The following is a 20510-nucleotide window of genomic DNA, read 5'->3' as shown; positions in this document are numbered from 1 at the left end:
GCCATGGCATCGCACCCACCAGTCCCAGGCGACTCCAGTTCATCCAATCCACCAAGCTCGCCGCCTGCACTGGGATGGCAGGGCATCGCCAGCGACTGGTCCTCGGACAGAGAGGCTTTCAAGCAGGTGCCCTGGGGCAAGGCAATGATGTGGATATTCCTGCTCAGCGATACTTTTATATTCACCTGTTTTTTAATCGGCTACATGTCGGTACGCATGACCATCACCGCCCCTTGGCCGAACCCCAGTGAAGTGTTCGCATTGACGATTGGCGGTAGAGAAATCCCACTTATTCTGATCGCTATCATGACCTTTGTGCTGATCAGTAGCAGCGGCACCATGGCCATGGCAGTTAATTTCGCCTATCGCCGTGATCGCGCGAAAACCGCTGCCCTGATGCTGGCGACCGCAGCCTTAGGTGCGACCTTCGTCAGCATGCAGGCATTTGAATGGAGCAAGCTCATCGCAGAAGGGGTGCGTCCCTGGGGAAACCCCATGGGGGCTGCGCAATTTGGTGCCAGCTTTTTCATGATTACCGGTTTCCACGGACTGCATGTGTCAATCGGCGTCATCTACCTCAGCATTGTCGCGCTGAAAGTATTGCGGGGAGATTATGAGCGCTCCGGCAACTATCAGATCGTCGAGATAGCCGGGCTTTACTGGCACTTCGTGGACTTGGTGTGGGTGTTTATTTTTGCGTTCTTCTATTTATGGTAGGTCTAAGAGACTGTTCATGATCGTGACAATCATGAACAGGTTCTGAAGAGGAGCACTGATGATGGCGCATACTCAGGGTCAGCAACATCCAATTAGTTTGTACCTTAAAATTTGGGGGCTGTTATTCGTCCTCAGCACGCTGTCGTATCTTGTCGACTATTTTCACTTCCAGGGCTACCTTCGGTGGTCCCTGATTATCACGCTCATGTTGTTGAAGGCAGGTTTAATTGTCTCCGTCTTCATGCACATGGCCTGGGAACGGTTGGCCATGGTCTACGCCATATTGGTGCCACCTTTGTGTTTACTGGTGCTCGTCGGACTGATGGCCACCGAGGCGGACTATGTTTTCCTCAGCCGGGTAATTTTCTTCGGCCAATAAGCAACTTCCGGATGGCCTTAAGCCCCCAGGGGCTAACCCGATATCACTCGCTTGAACTGATGCCATCTGTGCAGCCAGGCTACTGTCCAGTGGGGGGCTGCCGTTCCCGTGCCGGCGATCTTCAGCTTCGGATGATGTTCGATTACCCGGTCCAATACCGATTCCTGATCCGGCTCAACATCCACGAAGAAGATATGTTTGCCCTCTTCTACCACCTGTTTAAAACTGCGGAAGTGAGTATTCGGCACCTGGATACCAAAAAAACCGCCTTCCCAGATGCAGAAGCCCACTATAACAATGGCAAGGAAGATAAAAGGCACCCAGCCTGCGGCGGATTCGGTCCAGCCCATCCAATAGGCGCCGCCAAGGACCAGCGCCGCGAGTGGCACACCGACCACCGCACCCATCTCGCCAGAGTGAACAGCATCTTGTTGCATTAACGAGTTAACCTCGTGGAGGTGATGTTGTTCAACATCAGCAACTTTTTCACTGAGCACATGAATTTGTTCGGTATTGATGCCGTTGGCTTCCAATTCATTTTCAACGGTTTCAAGATCGTCGAGATTGTCACTGATGTAATAGTGTCGATTCATGCTACACCTCCCATCTCGCGTTTGCTGTAGACCTCCTCTGTCCTGCAGCCGTAACCGAGATTTGCAGTCGGTATCTGTACCCGCGGGGAACGCTGCACAGTTCATGCATTCCTAAAGCAGTATAGCACTCGCTAGCATGAGTGACAGGCAGCGTCAAGATCTAAAAGCAGCATTAGGGCCTGACGGGTCCCGATGAGAGGATCAGCCTTTACCAATCATTTGACAAAGCCAAGGGCTGAGGGAGCCCCCCGCCTTTCTGCAAAATCCAATGCTAACGACTATTTCGGAAACTGCCAGGCGTCACCCCGACGACCTTCTTGAAGGCTCTTGCCATATGGCTCTGATCAAAAAATCCGCAGCAAAAGGAGGCTTCCGCAATACTCGCACCCTTGCGTAGAAGGTTTTGTACGTGGGCGATTCTTTTCTGGATTTGATAGCTGTGGGGAGAGATGCCGACGTTCTTTTTGAACACCCGGATCATGTACAGAGGATCGAGATCAACCAGCTTGGCGAGGTCTTCGAGCGGTATGTTTTTATCGAAATCATCCTCCAGCTTCTTCTTGATGCGTTTTACCGCATCACGCTCAGCGGCATCCGAAGACTTTATGCTCGCCCCATTCCTCTGAAAGAGCTGTGCGACCAGCTCCAGCAGGATGGTCTCGCGCTCAAGGCTTGGGTTGGACGTCTCAATGACCTGATGGTGATACAAGAACGATTGGGCAAAAACGTCGTCTTGAGTCAGCGCTTGTTGAAAAAGATGAATGTGCCCGGAAGAAACCCCGTCCTGAAAGACCACGTTATTAAGCCATGCCGGGTCAATGTAGAGCATCCGATACATCCAGCCTTCGTCGCTTCCGGGAAGCCCGTCATGTATCTCCCCAGGGCTGATAGTGACCACGCTCCCCGTAGCGCCCAAGTGATGGGCGCCACGATAGAAAAGCTTTTCAACGCCGCTGCTGATGACGCCGATCGCGTAGCGGTCATGCGAATGCCTGCCAAATGACTGGGTGCTGTAGCGAGCCGACAGCAGTTCGCAATCGCCCTCAGGTATCCGCCAGAACCGAGAGAAATCCTCATTGATTGTTGGGGCGCTTTTGCGGCGTCGGCGTTCTTCCATGACCTGTCCAGTTTTGTGCAATACGTTCGAAAAATGGCCAGATAAACTTAGCACCCATTCCATAATGCAAGCTAGGAAAAACAATGTCGACAACACTAGTTATCGGGGACTTCAGTAAGTCCTCTTGGTCATTTCGGGCGTGGCTGGTTCTTGTGACGGCTGATGTTTCGTTTGAAACCGTTCAAATAAAACTGGAAGAAAAAGATACTCGCGAACGCATTCTAAAGTACTCCCCTTCAGGAAAAGTACCCGCATTGCTTCAGGACGGTATTGTTATCAACGACAGCCTGGCCATCTCTGAATATATTGCCAGCCTCTACCCTGAAGCACACGTGTGGCCGCAAGAACAACGCATCAAAGCGTTGGCTCGGGCCGCGGCGGCGGAAATGCATTCTGGCTTTACTCATGTACGTACGCAGATGTCGTTTGGCTTGAACACCGGTGACACCCCAGAAGTGTTAACGACTGAAACGAAAGATGAAATTCAGCGCATCTTCGACATCTGGAGCGACTTAAGAAAGGTGAGCGGTTCCACACAGTTCCTCTGCGGTGATTTCGGGATTGTGGACGCCATGTTTGTCCCTGTCGTTTTCCGCTTTCGTCGCTACGGGATTGCCGTGCCAGCGCCACTGCAAGCCTACGTCGATGCGGTGCTGGCTTACGCGCCGGTGGAGCAATGGCTGCAGCTGGCCGCCGAAGAAATCTAGCGTGCCCGCAGCGTTACTGCTGTGCGGCTGAATCAGGGTGTTGCCTAACCATCAGTGGAGTCGCTATGTCGACCAACAGGGCTGTACTTGAGTTGACGGTGGGTGGCTTGATGCTCAGCCTTTCTGCATTGGCCGTGGCCTTCGCCCATATCGGAGCGGGAGGCGCCGGGTTTTACCGGATGCTGTTTGCCTCGGTATTGTTTTATCTGCTGTTGAAACTTCGCAAGACCCCGGCAACGTTAAAAAACAGCAAGGCCAGGTTATACACCGCACTGGCGGGCGTGTTTTTAGCGGTTGATTTGATTCTCTGGCACCAGAGTATTTACATCGTCGGCCCGGGCATCGGTTCGATTCTGACCAATTGCCAAGTCTTCTTCATGACCCTCTTGGGACTTTATCTACTGAAGGAAAAACCCTCCTTCTACTTTGTGATATCGATCACTTTGGCATTTGTCGGGCTGTATATGTTATTGCTACCTGAGATGACCACGACGGCAGGGATAAAGGGCGTTATATATGGAGTACTGTCGGGCTTGGCTTATGCCATTTGCGTGTACTTCCTGAAGATCAACACCCAATTGCCGGAGGGTGGTGGAGACAAGATCGCCCAAATGCTTAATCTGAGTATTTGGGCGGCACTGGTTTTGCTGGGCTATGGCGTCGCAAATGGAGAAAGCCTGGTGATTGCGGATCAACAGACGCTGTTCATGTTGATTATCTATGGCGTGCTCGTGCAGTTTGTTGGCTGGCTATTGGTCAACCGTTCAATTGGCTCCATTAGTTTGGGCCTGGCCGGTTTGATTCTGCTGCTGGAGCCCGTGATCACCTACTTCATCGATGTCGCCTTCTTGAATAAAGCCAGTTCTGCGCTGCAAATCAGCGGTGCACTGCTCACCCTCCTTGCGGTTTACATTGGCTCGATAAAACCACCGCAGAAGGCTGCGCCACTGACAGAGCTGGCCTGACTGGACGGCACTAAAACCAAGAACGGCCTTGCATTGCAGGGTCTTTTTCGGCTTATCTACTTTCTCCATGGAAGCTACGGACAACACAGGGAGAACACTATGAGGCAAACACTATTCGCTGGAACGCAGGGCAATCTTGCTGTGATTGAAGCAGGACACGGCGAAGGTGTGCCGGTGCTCTTCCTCCATGCGGACTCCGGTAGAGCAAACCAGTGGGCGGGAATGCTCGAACCTATCGGACGACACAGGAAAGTGTATGCCCTTGATTCTCGGGGCAGCGGAGACAGCTCCCCGGCTGCGAATGGAGACTATTCATATGCGGGGCGTGCACAGGACATCATTGATATAGCGGCAGCATTGAAGCTTGATCGCTTCATCATCGTGGCACATAGCGGAAGTGGTGCAGCAGCGCTGGACTATGCCGCAAAACACGTCGACCGGGTAGCAGGACTGTTCCTGCTTGATCCCCCGACAGATCCAAGGGCACTTCCTGATGACGTTCGCGCCGGAATGCTGGAGGCGCTTAACGGGCCGGCGAGCCTTGATGTGCAACAGGGGTTCTATGCCACGATCGCGGGTAATAACGTTCAGGTAAAGTCCAGAGTTCTGGAAGACTGTGCGGCGGTCGATGCGGCAGCACGGCTGGGGTTTGCGGTGGCGTTCGCAAACTGGAACCCCGAACCCGCGCTGGATGCATGGAAAGGTCCTATTTTTCTCCTGGTCAGTAGCGCGAACGACAATCCAAATGCGCTCTACGCGCTACGGCCGGAGTTACCCCATGCCGTGGTGGCTGATACGGGACACTGGATACAGCTCGACCAGCCCGATAAGGTCGAGCGCGAAATCCTGCGCTTCATAGCTAGCGTTCGATAGCAAGGTTGATCGTTCCCACGCGCAGCAAAGTAACGCATCCCGTGACGCTCCGCGTCACAAATAGCCGCCTCACCAAAACCGCCAAACCCTGCAACGCTCCAAGCGACTTGATCCAACGACTTTCCAGGCGCCCTCCACGGAACTACACCACCTTGCGCCATTGCCTACACATCCCCCAGAATCGCCCCGCTTGTGCACCTTGCCTCACGCCACTAAGGTTCTCCTGTCGCTGCCCATCAGCGATCGGGTTTAGTAGCCCGGGGTAATTGAAAGCACATAGCACTCCAATCAGTCAGGCGTCTCTATCGCCTGCACTTGATGGTGGCTGTGCGTAGGGCGCCCTCGGGCGCGCCGGCTTCTTCGATTCCCCGGTCTACTAACCTGCGTACAGCCGCCACCCCTTCGTTTAGTAGCGAGGCGGTGGCAGCTCCACTCAAGGAATTGAAAAAAATGTTCAAAGTCACCCCCAATCCCCCCGAAACCCCAAACGTTTCACCCCACGAAACCCTCGATCCGAAAAAGCTCCACGAGGCCGCACACCGGACCCTCGATCACTATCTACCCCCACCACCATCGGACAAGCCGCGCGCAGGCAACGACCGCCCGCCGCAGATCTTCACCGTAGCACCGGACATCAACCCCGAAGCCTTGCTGGCCCACACCTACGAAACCTTCTGCTCGGCCAGCATCCTGACTCTGGATTTATCCGATGATTTGGAAGGCAAACACCGCAACCTCGCCCTGGCGATTTATAGCCTCATGGAGCTGGGATTGTTGTTGGTCGAAAAAATGATGGATCGCGAGCATTCGGTGAAGGTGTAGGCAAGTAGAGCAAACGCGCCCGCGTCGATCGCGGGCGCGCCAAAGGTGAAGGGATCTGGTGCCAGTGGCGCCGAGCGTAGTACCTGTTCTGAGGGGCTTCGTCTAACATTCGCTACAGGATCATTCAGGAACGCCACGATAAGGGCGTTGCCCTGCCCTATGTGCCTGAGGCCGCCCGCATCCTGGTCGCCATGGCTCAGGCCTGCGGTGAGCTGATCGGCGCGCACGACGCCGCACCTGCGCAGCAGGCCATCCGCGGTATGAATCATTGGTACAGCAGCTACGCGGTGCCGAATATCAAGGCGGCGATTGAGAAAGCTAAAACCGGGTCGAGCGAATAGTTTCTCTGCTCTCGGGCTGACAGGAGGTTATTCAAACGGCTAACCACTCAATAAGGAAATGTATGTTTTCACGGAATAAGCTGGTCCCTGAGTTGATTGTCGCCGACATCAATAAGAGCCTTGATTTCTGGACCTCCTTGGTCGGATTTCGAGTGGTCTATGAACGCCCAGAGGTCGGGTTTGCCTATCTGGATCTGGACGGCGCGCAAATCATGCTGGAGCAGTACGACCCTCTCGAACTCCAGTGGGTGACCGGGGCGCTTGAAGCGCCCTTGGGCAGAGGCATCAACCTGCAGATTGCAGTCGATCTCGTCGAACCGGTTCTCCATCGGTTGGCTGCGGTGCAATGGCCGCTGTTCCGTACGTGTGAAGACGTCTGGTATCGAGCGGATACAGTAGAAGTCGGGCAGCGTGAGTTTCTAGTCCAGGATCCTGACGGGTATCTTGTTCGGTTGGCGGAAAGTCTGGGTGAACGCCCCTACTCGCTGTAAGAAAATCGGGGACAGACCACAACGATGAGGCGGGTTGATCATCATTAGTTCAAACCGTGGTCTGTCCCCGTTTTTTCGTGGCCTTAGAATCATCTAGCCGGCCTCCCCACCTCGGATATCGCGTCGAAACCCCGCGCTCACGGCGCCGGCTGCTCTTCGACATTGCTCCAACTGCTATCCGGATCGAAGCGGCGCATGGCCTTCGCCAGTTTCGCGCTGTCCGGGCCCAGGTCTTTCTCGAACACCTGGCCCTCGTGGCTGATCATGAAGCTCATCACGCCGCTGTCACCGTACTTCGCCGGCCAAGCGATCAGGGCAAAGCCGCGACTCATGTTGTCGCCGATCTTATAGTTGTAAGCGCCGCCCGGTGCCGATGGACCCTGTGCGTCGAGGATACGGTACTGGTAGCCATGCCAGTCGCTGCCGGGCTTGGCGTCGCCGAACAACGGGCCGAGCGGACTCTCCTCTATACCGGACTTCTTGGCCCAGTACAGACCATCGTACTTACCGTTGCTGCTGATGAACTTCTGCGCGTACTCAAGCACGCCGTCGCCATCGCGGTCGACCTCGGCGTAGTCCATCTGGGCATCGTAGTAGGCCAACGCCGACTGCACGGTGGCCAGTTCGTTGCGACCGATGCGGCGCTCACGGATCTCCTCGCCACCGGCCTTGGCGTTGAAGGCCCAACCGTTCTTGCCCTGCATGATTGGCAGCGGCAACGTCCAGGGGTCGGTGCCGACCACCAGATGCACTTGACCTTTCACGTCGGACTGGGTGCTGTGCTTTTCCCGGTAGCGGACGAGGAAGGCATCGACGTCATCACGATCGACGCCCTCGAGCGGGATATACGCGCGCCAGTCGGCGCCGAGCAAGGCCGCGAGGCGCGCGGGATCGGCCCGTTTGGTGCCGAGCGCGGCAACCAGAGCCTCGGCGGCGGCATCCGGACTGGGAAAGGCCTGCTGCGCGCGCACGTCCTGGGCCAGAACCGCCAGCAGCACAACTGAGAAAATTCGGAATGCAGCATTCATGGCAAGTCTCCTGTCAGCGCCGATTGCCGCCGCCCTGGGACGGTGCTCGGGCGGGGCGTTGCACAGCCTGTCCGCCGCCGCGCGCCGCGCTCGGCCGACTGGCAGCAACGTGACTGGCCTGGCCGCGGCTGGCTTGCGTTCGCGACTGCGAGGGGTTGCTGGCGCCGGAAAAGGCATTGTTGCGCGGCCCCTGTGTGCTGGCCTGCTGCTGACGCGCTTGCTGGCGGACCTTTGAATTGTCTGGCTCGCGCTGGGGCTTCTGCGCACCGGCCTGGGTATTCTGGCGCGTCTGTGCACTGGCTGGCGCGCGTTCTCGCTCGCGCACCTGCGGTTCTTTGCGCTGATCACGGCTCGCGGTCTGGGCCCGCTCGCGCGCCTGGCGGTTGCTTGTGGCTGGAGATTCGATGCCGCGCTGCGCCAGCGACTGGCTGGCGCGCTCGCGCTGGGAGGCCCGCACCGGATCGCGACCACGGAAAGCGTCGCGCTGTTCGCTGCCGGCCAAACGCCGGCCGCTCTGTTCACGGTGGGCGCGGTCGCGGTATGGCACGCCGTCGCGGTTGATCGGGTTGTGGCTCCAGGTGTTCTGGTTGGCGTTGATCTGGCGGTTGGTGTTGATGTTGTTGTAGCGGTTGACGTCGATGTCGATATCGCCGCGGCCCCAGTTGCAGTCGCCCCAGAGCGAATTGACGATTGCCACGCCCGCGCCGAAGGCCAGGCCGGTGGCGAGCGCGGTGCCGAGGTAGGAGCCTGGCGGCGGCGGGTAGTACGCCGGCGGGTAGGACGGGTAGGCCCAGGTGCCATAGACCACGCTCGGGTTGTAGCTCGGTACGTAAACGGTCTGCGGCTGGGCCGGCTCGATGATGATGGTCTGCGTGGCAGCAGGCTGCTGCACCACCACGGTCGAACTGGCCGGTGCCGGCGCGGCCGGCTGCACGATGATTTTCTGTTGCTCGTTGGATTCGAGGTGGCCAGCGGCTTGCGCCTGTCGGCGCAGGCGTTGTACCGAATCCATCACGGCGTTGGGCTGCGCGAGGAAGGCATCGCCCACGCGCTGCACCCAGGCCGGATCCTGGCCCAGAGTCGCCAGTACCGCCGGGAAGGCGACCAGCGATTGCACGCTCGGGTCCCAAGGCTCGTTCGCGACTTGACGCACGGCGGCGTCGCCGCTGCTGTCCGGATGCGCCTTGGACCAAGCCACGGCGTCGGCGACATTGCCCGGATAGGTCGCAGCCATCAGTACCTGGGCCAGCAACGAATCCGGATACAGGGCCAGCGGCGCCAGCATCTGGTCGAGTTCCTCCGGTGCAAAGACAGCCTCGACCGGTGCAGTCGGTTCGGGTGCGGGCGCAGCGCCCGCTACCCCCGCCTCGGGGGCGGCGGCGAACGCCTTCGTGATGAAGAACCCGTCCTCGTCCGAACAGCCGGACAGAGACAGCACGGCGAGCAGGATTGCGCTGAAGCAATAGCAAACACGCATAACGCTTCTCCCGGGGGGAAGAAAAAGCGGGACTGGACGCAGGGGCGTAGCGACTGCCGTCGGCGGGGCGGAATCTTGTAAATCATAGTTGGGGGATAAGGGGGGCGTAGCGATTTATTCGGATGGAAGGCCTCATGCACCAGCGTTCGCCCCCACATGACCTAAGCTCATGGCCGTAAGCCAGCCGGGACCCTTGGTGAGTCCAATAGCCAATCAGGACACCCAAGGGCGGTCTCTGTGGTAACAGGCGGCTGTGAACGATCGTTGAATCGAACAGCGGGATATATAGATGATTATGAAAATCACCAGCCTGATTGTGGCGCTGTTTGTACTGATGCAAGGCTGCACCATGACGCCGCCTCGCCTACCCGCGGTGCCGTCCGAGTTGACGGCGAGAGCGCAGATCCCGGGAATGACCGGGGTGCGTTATGTCGCTGGCGGAGACATGACAGAGCTGACCCGAGTCGGGCTTGAAGCGCTGCGGCGGGAACAGGCTTACCTCGCGAAGCAGGGGCACAAGGGGCCCCTGCCGCCAGCGACATATCTGGCAATTTCGGGTGGTGGTGACAATGGCGCGTTCACCGCGGGATTGTTGAATGGATGGACGGCTACAGGAAAGCGCCCTGAATTCAAACTCGTTACCGGCATCAGCACGGGCGCGCTGATTGCGCCTTTCGCCTTTCTTGGGCCGAAGTACGACGCGACGCTGAAGAAGGTCTATACCACCTTGTCGCCCAAAGACGTCATTGCTCCGCGCAGCTTTATCTCAGGCGTTTTGAGCGATGCAATGTCGGACAACGCACCGCTGTTGAAGCTGACGCGTCAATCGGTGACCGAGGACATGCTCAAGGAGATCGCCGCCGAGTACGCGAAGGGTCGCTTTCTGTTGGTCGCCACTGCAGACCTCGATGCACGACGCCCGATTATCTGGGACATGGGAAAAATCGCGACCTATGGTGGCCCTGAGGCATTGGACCTTTTCGTGAGAATCATGATCGCATCCGCCTCGATTCCGGGAGCATTTCCGCCAATGATGATCGATGTGGAAGTCGACGGTAAAACCTATCAGGAAATGCACGTGGACGGCGGCATCATGGCGCAGGTATTCGCTTATCCGGCCGGGATCCGCATCAATGAGGAGGCGGCAAAAGCAGGAGTCACCCGCGAGCGTAAACTCTACGTGATACGCAACGCGCGACTCGATCCGGACTGGGCGCAGGTCGAGCGCAGCACCATGAGTATCGCCGGGCGCGCGGTCTCCTCGTTGATCCACAGCCAGGGCATCGGCGACCTCTACCGGATCTATGCCACCACCCAGCGCGACGGTGTGGACTTCAACCTCGGATTCATACCCTCGAGCTTCAACTTCCCCCACAAGGAAGAGTTCGACAACGAGTACATGCGTAAGCTCTACGACACCGGTTATGACATGGCGCTGCATGGCTTCCCGTGGCTCAAAGTGCCGCCCGGATTCGCTCCTCCAGTTGCAACAGCAACGGGAAAATAGTGAGCGTGTGTTGCGCTTCTTCCAGCAATTCTGGAAAACCGCTTTCCACTCTTCGCGATAACCTTGGCCGCGGCTGCGAATTAGACTGGACCCAGTGCAGTCCGCGCCGCGATATAGGAAGAGAACGTGCAAGAGATAGTCAACATCAACTGGCCGCTTTGGCTGTCCACCATGGTTCCTCTGACCCTGAGCGCAGGCCCCGGCAACCTGATGGTAGCGACCTCTGGCGCGCAGAGCGGCGTTCGCCGGTCGGTGCGGTTCATCGTCGGGCTCGATATCACTTACTTCTTACTCGCAGTGCTGGTCGGGCTGGGGCTCTATCACACGTTGATGAGCAGTCCGACCCTGGTGTGGGTGCTGCAAGTGGCGGGAAGCTTCTACATCCTGTGGTTGGGGGTGAAACTGCTGCGTCGCCCCTTGAAAGCGCCCGGCGACAAGGTCATGGGTCTGCAATTCCGTGACGGCATTGTCGTGCAACTGGGCAATGTGCAAGGGATCGTGATGCTACTGGTGATGTTCTCCACCTTCATTCCGTCCGGAGACACCAGCAGCGGCATCGTTCTTATTCTTAGCGCGGCGCTGATTGCGCTTAACTTTTTCTCGCATGTCCTCTGGGTATCGATGGGGTCGACCGTTCAGACGCTGATCCGCTCCCGGCCGAAACTGCTGATGTTCCAGAATGCGCTGTTTGGGCTGATGCTGATGGCGGTAGCGGTCTGGATATTCCTGCGGACCGGTTCGCTGTAGGGAGCGTCGCGCCGTCACTGCATCTCGGCAATGCTGCGGTGGAACAGGTCGGTGAGATGCTCCATCACCCGATCGACACGGCCAAGGCCCTGGGTCGCCTGATTGCGCAGAAGCCAGATATCGGAGCTAGGTGAAGGCCTATCGGCAAGCACCTGGCGTAGCCCTAGCCGGTGCCCCACATAGGCAGGCAGAGCGGCGATGCCAAGGTTCGCCTCCACCGCTTTAAGCTGGGCATTGAGGTTGGACACTCTCATCCAGGGCTTCTGTTCGCCACTGACTTCGCCCAACCATTGAGCAAGCGGCATGTGGGACATCTCCTCTGTCCAGCCGATCAGGTTGTGCTGTTTCAACTCGGCCGGTGCAGTTGGCACGCCGTAGGCGGCGGCATAACCTTCGGAACAGAAAAGCGCCTGGATGAACGTCCCAACCCGGCGCATCGTGAAGTTGCCGTTGTCTGGCCTGCGCAACCGAACAATGATGTCGCTGTGACTTTGCGTGAGCTTTGAGGATACCGCCGAGTTGATGAAGTCAAAGCTGATCTCAGGGTACTGATCGCGAAATTCCGCCAGTCCGGGAATGATCAGGTGCGTTCCCATCAGTTCCGGGCAATCAATGCGAACTTGCCCCGCCATACGATCGCTTGGCTGCGACATCTGCCGCTCGATGAGTTTGAAGCGTTCCTCGGTCTCCAGCGCCAGCGGCAAAAGCGCCTTCCCGGCTTCGGTCAGGAAGTAGCCGTTGGTCTTCTTTAAGAACAACACGGTGCCTAGGGCGTCCTCAAGCGCGGCGATTTTGCGCGAAACAGTTGATGCAGAGACTTTCAGCGACTGTCCCGCCTCGGTGACGTTGTTCGATTTCGCGACGAAAATAAAAACCTTCAGATCATCCCAGTTCACTTTTCTACATACCCAAAAATGAAAAATCGATAGTGCCAGTCAGTTAACGTAAATCTGTAGTCTGGCATTTGGGTTGTTGTCAGGTCCGCGGATCGCCTTCGGCTACGTTCCATTGCGCCCGATACCCCATCAGGAAGTCGACAAAGGCTCTGAGCCGCAAAGGCGTATGGCGTCCACCCGGGTAGAGCAGCGTAAAGGGCCGGGATCGTCCGTTGAACGCTTCAAGGACTTCCACCAACGAACCTTCTGCCAACTCTTTTTCAACGATGAACTTATAGGTCTGAAAGAGGCCGGCACCATGTTTGGCCAGCGTTACACCGCCCAGCACATCGTCTGAACAGCTATAGCCGCCTTCAGTCAGGATCTCTTTGTCCTTGGCGTTTTCCTTGAACAACCAGGCGATGTGTCTACCGCTGCTGGGCAGTTCGAATTGAATGCACTCATGGTTGTGCAAGTCATCCAGGGTTTGCGGTCGTCCCGCGCGCTGCAAGTAGTCGGGAGTCGCCACGGTGACCAGTTGCGCGTCTTCCAGGTGCCGGGCGATCAGCCCTGAGTCGGGCAGGACCCGAACCCTGATTGCCATGTCGTAGCCTTCATCAATGAAGTCGACGTTACGATTGCTGATGTGTACGTCGACCTTTACCGCCGGAAAACGCGCTCGAAAGGCGGGCAACAACGGCAAGATGCGGTGATGGCCGTAGGTGGTGGGTACGCTGATACGCAAGGTCCCGGAGGGTGTTTGCTGCTTGCCCATCACTTCACGCTGGGCTTCGACCAACTGCGCCAACGCCGGGCGGCACTGCTCGAAATACGCTCGACCACTGTCCGTCAGTTTTACGCTGCGGGTGGTTCGGGTGAAAAGGCGCACGCCCATGCGCTCCTCCATGCGCGACACGGAGCGGCTGACCGCCGCTGGCGTTACGCCGGCTACCGCTGCCGCGGTGGTGAAGCTTCCTGATTCAGCCGCCAGGCAAAACAACTCGATGCTGCCCAGCAGAATATCGTCGAACTGTCGCTTCATGATTGATTACACCGTGGATCAAATGAAGTGCATTAACTGATATTTATCAAACAAAGGTGAATAAATACAATTGAATCGCGAAATTACCGATGCTGTGCTTTACCTGACAAACCTGACCAACCAACGCCTTGACTCTGTCCCTAGGGGCACACCCTATGCTTCTCGTCACCTTCATGGCTAACCGACGAGGAAATACCGATGGGCAATCTGTGTCTGGTGACCGGCGCCAATGGGCATTTGGGTAATACGCTGGTCAGGGCGCTGATCGCCCGTGGTGACAGGGTCCGGGCTGGCGTGCGGGATATCGGCAACACCGCGCCTTTCGAGGGGCTTGACTGCGAGCTGGTCTATACCGAACTCCAGGACAAGGCCGCGATGCTCAAAGCTCTGGAAGGGGTCGATGTCCTTTACCAGGTGGCGGCGGTGTTCAAGCACTGGGCTAAAGATCCCCAGGCTGAAATAGTCGACGTGAATGTTCAGGGCACCCGCACGGTGCTGGAAGCGGCTGCGCAAGCTGGGGTCAAACGGGTGGTGTATGTCAGTTCCATCGCGGCTGTCGGTCATGACGGCCAGCCGCTGTCTGAAGAGCGCTGGAATGCCGACGTTCAAAACCCTTACTACCAATCGAAGATTCTTTCCGAGCGTGCAGCCTGGCAGACGGCCCAAGCCCACGGTTTGTCGATGGTTTCGGTGCTGCCCTCGGCCATGATTGGTCCGCACGCCTTTCGCTTGACTGACACCATGGGATTTTTGGCCTCGATCGAGCAGCGCAAAATCCCGCTCGACCCCCACTTTCATTTCAACTTCGTGGATGTGCGCGACGTGGCGCAAGGTCTGATACTGGCTGCCGAAAAAGGCTGGCCGGGCAATCGCTATATCCTGGCCAACACGCACTCATCCTCGCTCGCCGAGATCATCAGAGTGGTCAATCGGATCACTCCGGGCTATCGCATGCCGCCGTCCGCGCCTAAAGGGTTACTGCTCGGCGTGGCGTGGTTGAAAGAACGTCTGGCCGCAATCACCGCAAAGCCCGCCGACCTGTTGGTGAGCCAAGTCCGCATGTTCTACGGCATCAAGCAGGAATACGACATCAGCAAAGCCGAATCGGAACTGGGCTATCGACCACGATCGCCAGAAGAAGCCCTCAGCTCGGCATTTGAATACCTGAAGGCGCGCCCTTCTCCCCCCTACATCCCCGCCTTCACCAACACCGGTTTTTCCTGATAGCGCTCTGGATACAGCTGTTTCAGCTGCGCGACCTTCGGTAAATCATTGATCACGATGTAGGGATAGGTCGGGTGCTCCGTCAGGAAGTCCTGATGGTAGTCCTCGGCCGGGTAGAAGCCGTTGTAGGTTTCGAGCTTGGTGACGATTGGTTTGTTGAACGAATGCGCGGCATCGAGTTGGGTGATATAGGCCTGGGCAACTCGTTGCTGTTCAGCGTTTTCCGGGAAGATCGCCGAGCGGTATTGAGTACCACTGTCGGGGCCTTGGCGGTTGAGTTCGGTGGGGTTGTGGGCGACCGAAAAGTAGATCTGCAGCAAGCTGCCGTAGGTGACCTTGGTGGGGTCGTAGGTGACCTCGACGGACTCTGCGTGGCCGGTGTTGCCGTCGCTGACCTGTTCGTATTGCGCCGTGTTGGCCGCACCGCCGGCATAACCGGAGACGGCTCGTTTGACGCCTTTTACGTGTTGGAACACGCCTTGTACGCCCCAGAAGCAACCACCGGCAAAGACGGCGGTTTCGGTGCTTCCCTTGGCCGTTTCGTCGAGGGTCGGCGGGGGAATGAGGACAGCGTCTTCCGTGGAGCCCAGGGAAAAGGCCGAGCATTGGCCGATGACGGCGGCGGTGGCCAGGCCAAGCACGGTGCGGCGCCAGGTTGAGGGGGATGGTTTTTTCATCACAGTGACTCCTGGATAAATGGGTCTGGCGAGAATTTTTCGGTACATGTCAGGGCGCCTCGCGGGTCTCGCCGCTCAACCAAACGTAAACGCATACGCCGACACATCCGGATCGAGAAATTCAATGCTGAAGGTGCGATCCGCAACATCACCCGGTTGGCGTACCAACTGATAAAGCCGTTGCTCGGTCACCACACCAGTGCCGTCGGGGGCGACGTCGGTGCCGTGGGCATCGCCGGGCATCTGGCCGTCGAGGGTGACTTTGAAGCGCACCGGTTTGCCGTCGGCGCCGGGGCCCAATACCAGGTGCAAATCCCGGGCATGAAAGCGGTAGACGATTCGACCGGCCGGGGCTGCCAGCGTGGCTTGCTCAGAGCCGACATTCCATTTGCCCTCCAGCCCCCAATCGTTGAGGGACGGTTTGGACGGTGGGCTGTAGGCGGCGACCTTGTCCGGCGCCAGGCTGTCGGCCGGGACGAAATGTTCGGCGCGCTGGTAGCCGAGGTAGGTCTCCGGCGATTGCACGGCTTTCATGTCCGGGGCCAGCTGCACGCCTTGGGCGCTGGCATTTATCAGGCCATCGGCAACTTTCGCGGCACCGGCCTCTCGCAGCAATTGCTGAATCACCCGCTCCGACTCGGCGTAATCGCCCTCACCAAAATGGTGATAACGAATGCGCCCCTGAGCATCGGCAAAGTAATGCGCCGGCCAGTATTCATTGTTGAAGGCGCGCCAGATCTTGAAGTCGTTGTCGATAGCTACCGGGTAGTTAATACCCAGATCCTTCATGGCTTTGGTCACGTTGCCCACGTCACGTTCGAAGGCAAATTCCGGGGCGTGCACGCCAATCACCACCAGGCCCTGATCTCGATACTTGTCAGCCCAGGCTTTGACGTACGGCAAGGTGCGCAAGCAGTTGATGCAGGAGTAGGTCCAGAAATCCACCAGCACCACCTTGCCCTTCAAGGCCTGGGCGGTGAGTGGCGGCGAGTTGAGCCATTGCACGGCACCGTCCAGCGACGGCAGATTGCCTTCGACAGGTAATGCCGCAGCCTCTTTCGCGGCCATCTTCATCGCGCCGCCTGCGGCCATCATGCTTGAGCCAGGCTGATCCTCGGACTGAGGGATTTGCGCCATCATCGCCCCGCTAGCCCCGCTATTGTCCGGAGATTTCCCGGCCAACCGACCCACCAGCGCCTGTTCGATACCGCCCGTGGACGCCGTCGAAACCCGCGCCAGAAGGCCGGTGTCCAGGCCCAAGGCGATGGCCGCAACACCCGCCAGCATCGCCGCCCCCAAACCACGGCGCACCCATTCACCCGCACCAATCGAGCGCTTCATCGCGGCAAAGACTTTACCGCCCAGCAGCAATGCACCGGCGAGCGAGGTCGCGGCACCTGCGGCGTAAGCTAGCAACAGCAAGGTAGTGCCGATGCTGGCCCCTTGCAGCGCCGCGCCGGTCAGCACCAGACCGAGGATCGGCCCCGCGCACGGTGCCCAGAGCAGCCCGGTGGCGACACCGATCAAAAACGAAGCGCCCGGGCGTGGCCGGGAGTCGGCGCCCGCAGCTTCCGACAGACGACCGCCGGCCGCCACCAGTGGCCGGGTCAGGCGTTCGGCCAGACGCGGCAGCAACAGCGTCAGCCCGAATAGCGCAACGAACAGCAACGCGAGCCAGCGACCGTACTGATTGACTTGCACCACCCAACCGCCGCCCACCGCCGCCAGTGAGGCGACCAGCGCGAAGGTCAGGGCCATCCCCGCCAGCAGCGGCAAGCCACTGCGCAAAAACGGCTGCCCGGTGCGAGCGAAGACAAAGGGCAATACCGGCAGAATGCACGGGCTGACAATCGTCAGCACGCCACCGAGATAGGAGAGAACGAGGAGCCACATAGCGTCGACCTGTATGAAGTGAAAGAAAGGGCATTGCCATGGTTTATGCCGACAATGGTTTGAAGGTCATCGCCAGACCGTTCATGCAGTAGCGCAGACCGGTCGGCTTTGGCCCATCGTCGAAGACATGCCCCAGATGGCCGCCGCAGCGCCGACAGTGGACTTCTTCGCGCACGACACCGAACGAGCGGTCTTCGCGGGTCGCCACCGCGTTATTCAACGGTGCCCAGAAGCTCGGCCAACCGGTGCGGCTGTCGAACTTGGTGCTCGATGAAAACAGCGGCAATTCGCACCCGGCGCAGGCGAAGGTGCCTTCGCGGTGTTCATCGTTCAGCTTGCTGGTGTAGGCGCGCTCGGTGCCTTCCTTGCGCAAAATGTCGTACTGCTCAGCGCTCAGCATCGCCCGCCACTCGGCATCGGTGTGGGTAACCTCAAAGGTTTCGTCAGCGCGGGCAGAGCTGACCAACGCCGAGCTTGCCGTGAACTTAGGCAATATGCCGATGGCCAGCGCCGCAACACCCAGGCCGCCACCCGCTATCAAGAACTGTCGCCGAGAAAACATGGCTCTCTCCAAAAGTTAGCAGTGCTTTACATTGGAGACAGCCTAGGCTTGAGGTGGTCGCTAAATCCTCACGCAGAGTTAAACAATTCGTGATAACTCGGCCCAGGGAAAAGCCGCACAATGCCAATCATTGCCTGGCGCAGGATTAAGTTTCGATGGATCAACCCAAACGTGTCCTGGTGGTCGAGGACGATATGCACATCGCCGACCTGATCTCGCTGCATCTACGCGATGAGCAGTTCGAGGTCGTGCACAGCGCCGACGGCAATGAAGGCTTGCGCCTGCTGGAGCAAGGTGGCTGGGACGCGCTGATCCTCGACTTGATGCTGCCCGGCGTCGATGGGCTGGAAATCTGCCGCCGCGCCCGCGCCATGGCTCGCTACACGCCGATCATCATCACCAGTGCGCGCTCGAGCGAACTGCACCGCATTCTCGGTCTCGAACTGGGTGCCGACGACTATCTGGCCAAACCCTTTTCGATGCTGGAGCTGGTGGCGCGGGTCAAGGCGCTGCTGCGACGGGTCGATGCGATGGCGCGCAACCTGAAAATGGACGCCGGCAGCCTGACCTCCGGCGGGTTGTTTATCGACCCGTTGACCCGCGATGTCTCGCTCGACGGCCGACGTCTGGACCTTACGCCGCGCGAGTTCGACCTGCTGTATTTCTTCGCCCGCCAGCCCGGCAAAGTGTTTTCGCGCATGGACCTGCTCAACGCCGTGTGGGGTTACAGCCACGAAGGCTACGAGCACACGGTCAACACCCACATCAATCGCCTGCGGGCCAAGATCGAGGCCGATCCGGCGCAACCGGTACGAATCCTGACGGTGTGGGGCCGTGGCTATAAATTCGCGGAAGCGGAGGATCAGCCATGAGACTGACCCTCACGCAGCGCCTGTCAGCGGTGTTCGCCCTGCTGTTGCTGGTGTGCTCCGGGACCTCGGTCTGGATGCAGGTGCGCTCCAACCAAATGCACGAACTTGAGGTGGTGCAAGGGCTGTCCCGCGATCTGGCCCAACACATCGCCCACGACACCCAACTGATGGACGCCAACGGCTTGATGCCAAACGCCGTGCGCCAGTTGTTCAGCCAGTTGATGCTGGTTAATCCCAGCGTCGAGGTGTATCTGCTCGACGCCAATGGGCGCATTGTCGGCAACGCTGCGCCCGAGGGACGCTTGCGCCGCGAGCAGGTCGATCTGGCGCCAGTGCAGCGTTTGCTCAAGGGTGATCCGTTGCCGATTCTGGGCGACGACCCGCGCAGTGTCGAAGGACGCAAGGTGTTCAGCGCCGCGCCATTACGGGTCAACGGTCAGCAGGCGGGCTACCTTTATGTGGTGCTGTTAAGTGAGGAACACGACCGCTTTGCCGAGCGCGGCGCCACCAGCGTGGCCCTCAATACTGCGCTCTGGTCGATTGGCCTGGTGGCGCTGTTGTGCCTGATCGCCGGTCTCACGGCGTTTGCCCTGATCACCCGGCCCTTGCGCCGGTTGACCGAGACTGTCGCGCATTTCGACATCGACGGTGCGCCCGCCGTCCCACCTTCACCGCCCACCTCAGACACCTCGGAAAAAGCCACCAGCCATGACGAAATTGCCGTACTCGATGCGGCGTTCCGGCAAATGCAAACCCGCCTCGGTGAACAATGGCGCTCGCTGACGCGTCAGGATCAGGAACGTCGGGAGCTGGTGGCGAATATCTCCCACGACCTGCGCACGCCGCTGGCGTCGTTGCACGGCTATCTCGAAACCCTGTCGCTCAAGGACGCCTCGCTGACCCCGGAGGAGCGTCGCCGCTACTTGGGCATCGCGCTCGATCAGAGCCGCAAGGTCGGCGGTCTGGCGCAATCGCTGCTGGACCTGGTGCGCCTGGAACATGGTTTCGTGCAGCCGGTGCTGGAGCGGTTTTCGCTGACGGATCTGGTGCAGGACGTCTTCCAGAAATTCGAACTCACCGCCGAGGCGCGGCAGATAGCGCTGAAAGCCAACTTCGCCCCCAGCGGCTTAGCGGTGTGCGCCGACCTCGGTCTGATCGAACGGGTGCTGACCAACCTGCTGGACAACGCGCTGCGACATACGCCGATCGATGGAGAAGTCGAAGTCAGCCTGGTGCCCCAAGGGCCATTCGTCGACGTGACGATCAGCGACAGCGGCCCCGGCATCGCCGCGGAACTGCGCGAAGGGCTGTTCCTGCGCCCGTTCAACATCGGCGGCGCCCGGCGCGATGGCGGCCTGGGCTTGCGCATCGTGCACCGGATCCTGCAGCTGCATGGTCGCGAGATCCGCTTGATCGATATTCCCGGGCAGGGAGCGACCTTTCGCTTCTCGCTGCCGGTGGATGAGGAGACAGCGGGACAGTTGGCGATTCGGTCGATGAATTTGAATTCGCCGGGGAAATAGTGCGATCAAGTGTCAGACGAAGATCCTGTGGGAGCGGGCTTGCTCGCGATAGCAGCGACGCGGTACATCTGAAAAAGC

22 protein-coding genes are annotated in these 20510 nt (G+C 58.8%); 13 read left to right on the top strand and 9 right to left on the bottom strand.

The window, feature by feature from the left end; all coding sequences use genetic code 11:
* The first annotated feature begins 3 nt into the window (after positions 1-3).
* Positions 4-717 carry a heme-copper oxidase subunit III family protein gene (locus ACN1C3_RS31985; RefSeq protein ID WP_419119724.1) on the top strand — a complete coding sequence of 238 codons (714 nt, stop codon included), beginning with the start codon at positions 4-6 and terminating at the stop codon, positions 715-717.
* A gap of 61 nt (positions 718-778) precedes the next feature.
* Positions 779-1096 carry a cytochrome C oxidase subunit IV family protein gene (locus tag ACN1C3_RS31980; RefSeq protein WP_419119731.1) on the top strand — a complete coding sequence of 106 codons (318 nt, stop codon included), beginning with the start codon at positions 779-781 and terminating at the stop codon, positions 1094-1096.
* A gap of 32 nt (positions 1097-1128) precedes the next feature.
* Here ACN1C3_RS31980 and ACN1C3_RS31975 read toward each other — a convergent pair whose 3' ends face one another.
* Together ACN1C3_RS31975 and ACN1C3_RS31970 are read right to left on the bottom strand one after the other, a co-directional pair.
* Positions 1129-1689, bottom strand: coding sequence for a magnesium transporter (locus ACN1C3_RS31975; RefSeq protein ID WP_419119723.1), 561 nt, complete (start codon positions 1687-1689; stop codon positions 1129-1131).
* Positions 1690-1960: 271 nt separating this feature from the next.
* Entirely contained in the window at positions 1961-2806 is an 846-nt protein-coding gene (locus ACN1C3_RS31970; RefSeq protein WP_419119722.1) for an AraC family transcriptional regulator, read from the bottom strand.
* Between the two features lie 83 nt (positions 2807-2889).
* On the opposite strand from ACN1C3_RS31970, the gene ACN1C3_RS31965 reads away from it, so the two are divergent.
* The 6 genes from ACN1C3_RS31965 (at position 2890) to ACN1C3_RS31940 (ending at position 7005) form a co-directional block, all read left to right on the top strand.
* Positions 2890-3513 carry a glutathione S-transferase family protein gene (locus ACN1C3_RS31965; RefSeq protein WP_419119721.1) on the top strand — a complete coding sequence of 208 codons (624 nt, stop codon included), beginning with the start codon at positions 2890-2892 and terminating at the stop codon, positions 3511-3513.
* A 65-nt stretch (positions 3514-3578) separates the two neighbouring features.
* Positions 3579-4478 carry a DMT family transporter gene (locus ACN1C3_RS31960; RefSeq protein WP_419119720.1) on the top strand — a complete coding sequence of 300 codons (900 nt, stop codon included), beginning with the start codon at positions 3579-3581 and terminating at the stop codon, positions 4476-4478.
* Between the two features lie 99 nt (positions 4479-4577).
* Positions 4578-5351, top strand: coding sequence for an alpha/beta fold hydrolase (locus tag ACN1C3_RS31955; RefSeq protein ID WP_419119719.1), 774 nt, complete (start codon positions 4578-4580; stop codon positions 5349-5351).
* A 450-nt stretch (positions 5352-5801) separates the two neighbouring features.
* Complete coding sequence (locus ACN1C3_RS31950) at positions 5802-6173, top strand: DUF6124 family protein (protein ID WP_419119718.1); 372 nt, start codon at positions 5802-5804, stop codon at positions 6171-6173.
* 161 nt (positions 6174-6334) lie between these two features.
* Positions 6335-6514, top strand: coding sequence for a hypothetical protein (locus tag ACN1C3_RS31945; RefSeq protein WP_419119717.1), 180 nt, complete (start codon positions 6335-6337; stop codon positions 6512-6514).
* 62 nt (positions 6515-6576) lie between these two features.
* Positions 6577-7005 (top strand): bleomycin resistance protein, encoded by a 429-nt coding sequence (locus ACN1C3_RS31940; RefSeq protein WP_419119716.1) that lies wholly within the window; start codon positions 6577-6579, stop codon positions 7003-7005.
* A gap of 137 nt (positions 7006-7142) precedes the next feature.
* Here ACN1C3_RS31940 and ACN1C3_RS31935 read toward each other — a convergent pair whose 3' ends face one another.
* Both ACN1C3_RS31935 and ACN1C3_RS31930 read right to left on the bottom strand, forming a co-directional pair.
* Positions 7143-8033, bottom strand: a complete 891-nt coding sequence (locus ACN1C3_RS31935; RefSeq protein WP_419119715.1) for a DUF2950 domain-containing protein — start codon at positions 8031-8033, stop codon at positions 7143-7145.
* Between the two features lie 13 nt (positions 8034-8046).
* Positions 8047-9510, bottom strand: coding sequence for a DUF3300 domain-containing protein (locus ACN1C3_RS31930; RefSeq protein WP_419119714.1), 1464 nt, complete (start codon positions 9508-9510; stop codon positions 8047-8049).
* A 289-nt stretch (positions 9511-9799) separates the two neighbouring features.
* Here ACN1C3_RS31930 and ACN1C3_RS31925 point away from each other — a divergent pair, with 289 nt between their 5' ends.
* Together ACN1C3_RS31925 and ACN1C3_RS31920 are read left to right on the top strand one after the other, a co-directional pair.
* The gene (locus ACN1C3_RS31925; protein WP_419119713.1) at positions 9800-11017 is read left to right on the top strand and encodes a patatin-like phospholipase family protein; all 1218 of its coding nucleotides are present in this window, start codon (positions 9800-9802) and stop codon (positions 11015-11017) included.
* A 126-nt stretch (positions 11018-11143) separates the two neighbouring features.
* Positions 11144-11764, top strand: a complete 621-nt coding sequence (locus ACN1C3_RS31920; RefSeq protein ID WP_419119712.1) for a LysE family translocator — start codon at positions 11144-11146, stop codon at positions 11762-11764.
* A 14-nt stretch (positions 11765-11778) separates the two neighbouring features.
* Here ACN1C3_RS31920 and ACN1C3_RS31915 read toward each other — a convergent pair whose 3' ends face one another.
* Positions 11779-12660, bottom strand: coding sequence for a LysR family transcriptional regulator (locus tag ACN1C3_RS31915; RefSeq protein WP_419119711.1), 882 nt, complete (start codon positions 12658-12660; stop codon positions 11779-11781).
* 79 nt (positions 12661-12739) lie between these two features.
* Positions 12740-13681: a LysR substrate-binding domain-containing protein gene (locus tag ACN1C3_RS31910; protein WP_419119710.1), complete on the bottom strand. Its 942-nt coding sequence runs from the start codon at positions 13679-13681 to the stop codon at positions 12740-12742.
* A gap of 198 nt (positions 13682-13879) precedes the next feature.
* Here ACN1C3_RS31910 and ACN1C3_RS31905 point away from each other — a divergent pair, with 198 nt between their 5' ends.
* Positions 13880-14905, top strand: coding sequence for an NAD-dependent epimerase/dehydratase family protein (locus ACN1C3_RS31905; RefSeq protein WP_419119709.1), 1026 nt, complete (start codon positions 13880-13882; stop codon positions 14903-14905).
* Here the strand turns inward: ACN1C3_RS31905 and msrA are convergent.
* The 3 genes from msrA to msrB form a co-directional block, all read right to left on the bottom strand.
* Positions 14869-15582, bottom strand: coding sequence for a peptide-methionine (S)-S-oxide reductase MsrA (gene msrA, locus ACN1C3_RS31900; RefSeq protein WP_419119708.1), 714 nt, complete (start codon positions 15580-15582; stop codon positions 14869-14871). The genes ACN1C3_RS31905 and msrA overlap by 37 nt on opposite strands.
* Before the next feature lie 75 nt (positions 15583-15657).
* Positions 15658-17475, bottom strand: coding sequence for a cytochrome c biogenesis protein DipZ (locus ACN1C3_RS31895; protein ID WP_419119707.1), 1818 nt, complete (start codon positions 17473-17475; stop codon positions 15658-15660).
* Positions 17476-17518: 43 nt separating this feature from the next.
* Positions 17519-18037 (bottom strand): peptide-methionine (R)-S-oxide reductase MsrB, encoded by a 519-nt coding sequence (gene msrB / locus ACN1C3_RS31890; RefSeq protein WP_419119706.1) that lies wholly within the window; start codon positions 18035-18037, stop codon positions 17519-17521.
* 155 nt (positions 18038-18192) lie between these two features.
* Here msrB and ACN1C3_RS31885 point away from each other — a divergent pair, with 155 nt between their 5' ends.
* On the top strand, positions 18193-18909 hold the full coding sequence (locus ACN1C3_RS31885) for a response regulator transcription factor (RefSeq protein WP_419119705.1): 717 nt from the start codon (positions 18193-18195) through the stop codon (positions 18907-18909).
* Positions 18906-20432, top strand: coding sequence for an ATP-binding protein (locus ACN1C3_RS31880; RefSeq protein ID WP_419119703.1), 1527 nt, complete (start codon positions 18906-18908; stop codon positions 20430-20432). The genes ACN1C3_RS31885 and ACN1C3_RS31880 overlap by 4 nt, the downstream gene beginning before the upstream one ends.
* The last annotated feature ends 78 nt before the right edge of the window (positions 20433-20510 follow it).

This window comes from Pseudomonas sp. H11T01 (assembly GCF_048515765.1).
Lineage (GTDB): Bacteria > Pseudomonadota > Gammaproteobacteria > Pseudomonadales > Pseudomonadaceae > Aquipseudomonas.
Note: the sequence above shows the minus strand (reverse complement) of the source record. Positions and strands in the feature narration are given on the sequence as shown.